We start from the raw sequence: 2,190 nt of genomic DNA, 5'->3' as shown, positions 1-2,190 counted from the left end.
TCAGAATCAGGGCTGCACCGTCGTTGGCAAACAGAGCGGATACGCCGGCCCCCAGCAGTATCGTGAATACGAACAGGCGACGCCCGTCACCCTTGGCCCAGCGCGCCACATGCAAGGCGGCCCACTGGAAGAAGCCTGCCTCATCGAGCAACAGACTGATGATGATGAGCGAGATGAACGTCGCGGTGGCGTTCCAGACAATGCTCCACACCAGTGGAATATCGTCCAGCGTCACGACGCCTGCAAGCAGGGCCAGAATGGCACCCAGGGAGGCGCTCCAGCCGACGCCCAGCCCCTTGGGTTGCCAGATGACCAGGACCATGGTGAGCAGGAAAATGCTAAATGCAGTGAACATGCAGAGTCTCGATGAATGAAGGGTCAGCAGCAGGCGGAAGTGTTCAGCGGACGGTCGCCCATCGCGGCAAGGCGAGTGCTGTTTTGCGCAAGCCAGTCGGCGTTTGCCCGCAACGTCGCCTCGAGAACGTCGCGAACCCACGCGGGCAAATCGGGGTTAAGCCGGTAATACACCCATTGCCCTTGGCGGCGGTCGAGAAGCAGGCCACACCCGCGCAGCTGTGCAAGGTGGCGGGAAATTTTAGGCTGGCTGTCGTCGAGGGCGCAGACCAGCTCACAAACACATAACTCGCCTTCACGAGTGATGAGCAAGGTGGCCCGGACGCGGGTTTCGTCGGACAGGCATTTGAATACAGCGGCAGGGTTGAGCATTGGCGTGGCTCGATACATATGGTTATATGAATATACGTTTATCCATATGCTTCGTACAAGCCGCTCGGATTCGAGAGGGGGGGATTGCTCAGCCCGGCAAGGTTGCTCAGGTATGAGATAAACTTGGGCCCTTTCGGCACAAGACTCAGGAGAGGTGATGAATGGAATCGTTTAGCGTTCGTGAGCTGAAAAAGACTGACGCTCAAGCGTTGCTGGCATTCGAAGTCCATAACCGTGAATGGTTCGAATCCCATATTGATGCGCGCGACCCTGCTTTTTACTCGTTGCAGGGTGTCGCCGATCATATCGAAAGCTATTTGTCCGATTTTGCCAATGGCGCCTGGCACCCGTTTGTCATCGAGGATTCCAGTCAGAGAATCGTGGGGCGAGCCAATCTGAAAAGCATCGACTCATCGACGGGTTCTGCGCAAGTCGGCTATCGGATTGATCAGCGCGCGTGCGGGCAGGGGCTGGCCACGCTGGCGCTGAGGCATCTGATACAGGAAGCAAAGACGCGCTGGGGGCTTACGCAACTGGTTGCCTTTGCCTACAAGGAAAACGTGGGCTCGAGAAAAGTCCTTGATCGTTGCGGATTCCAACTGGAACAACCCTCCTGTAACGAAAATACGGGCAACGAAGACCGATTCGTCCTGTTGATCCAGATTAGATCCCTCAGCGATTCAGAGCGTCGGCAGCAGGTTGGTGACACCCCGGTCACTCCTGCTGCGCTTGACCCCATTTGTCATTTTTGTCCGTAAGGTCAATCCTTGATTTAGGTAGCATTTGTCAATGCAACGCTTTCTGAGCAGACGATTGTCTGGAAACCTTTGAACGACGATTTTGAGTAAGCCAGCTTTTACCATAATAGAACCGTCGACGCTGAGATATGCAGCTTCTTTGCCGCTTCCAGTATCGTATATCCCCTATTTTTTCTCGCTGTAGCTGCTCAGCGGTACTGGCCTGTATTAATACTTTTTCTCTTAAGTAAAAATTCGAAGGGAGGTCATCGATTCCTGGGTCAGTGACTGGTGAAATGCCAAATGCTGCAAGCGTTTTAACTATCGATGTGCGGCTGCAGCTGCAGCCCAATCATTTTTTAGCTTCGGTTACACTCACGTATTTATTTTTGATTTTTTTCGAGCACTATTATTGTCAGTGAGGTACTCGCATCCTTTGCATTTTCGCCGCATATAGGTAAGTAACCGCGCCTTTATCAAGTGGCGTACCAGGCTCTCACATATACCGGGAAACTCTGCTACCACGTGGGTGGGTACCAATTTTCTGGGGGGCGGAGTGTATCGGGCTAAAGGGGGGTGAACGGCGGGCAGATGCTGTTTTACCTCGCTGTTGGCCAACGCGAATAACCCATTCGATGATCGAACGACTAGTTTGGGTATTTATAAGATGACGACGAAGGGCACGGTCCTCGAATTCAAGCTGAGGTGTCTTCAATCGTTTGAGGGT

At 53.5% G+C, this 2,190-nt stretch carries 2 protein-coding genes and 1 pseudogene; 1 reads left to right on the top strand and 2 read right to left on the bottom strand.

The window, feature by feature from the left end:
* Window positions 1–355, bottom strand: a 355-nt coding sequence (locus AC1DVH_RS29915; protein ID WP_477756833.1) for an ArsB/NhaD family transporter, incomplete at its 3' end; no start/stop codon positions are given.
* Between the two features lie 23 nt (window positions 356–378).
* Window positions 379–726, bottom strand: a complete 348-nt coding sequence (locus AC1DVH_RS29910; RefSeq protein WP_477756832.1) for a metalloregulator ArsR/SmtB family transcription factor — start codon at window positions 724–726, stop codon at window positions 379–381.
* A gap of 161 nt (window positions 727–887) precedes the next feature.
* Here AC1DVH_RS29910 and AC1DVH_RS29905 point away from each other — a divergent pair.
* Window positions 888–1,385, top strand: a pseudogene (locus AC1DVH_RS29905) (GNAT family N-acetyltransferase); the annotation flags it as partial.
* Between the last annotated feature and the right edge of the window lie 805 nt (window positions 1,386–2,190).

This window comes from Pseudomonas sp. P4_C3, assembly GCF_056402075.1.
This window is presented reverse-complemented; position numbering and strand designations above follow the sequence as displayed.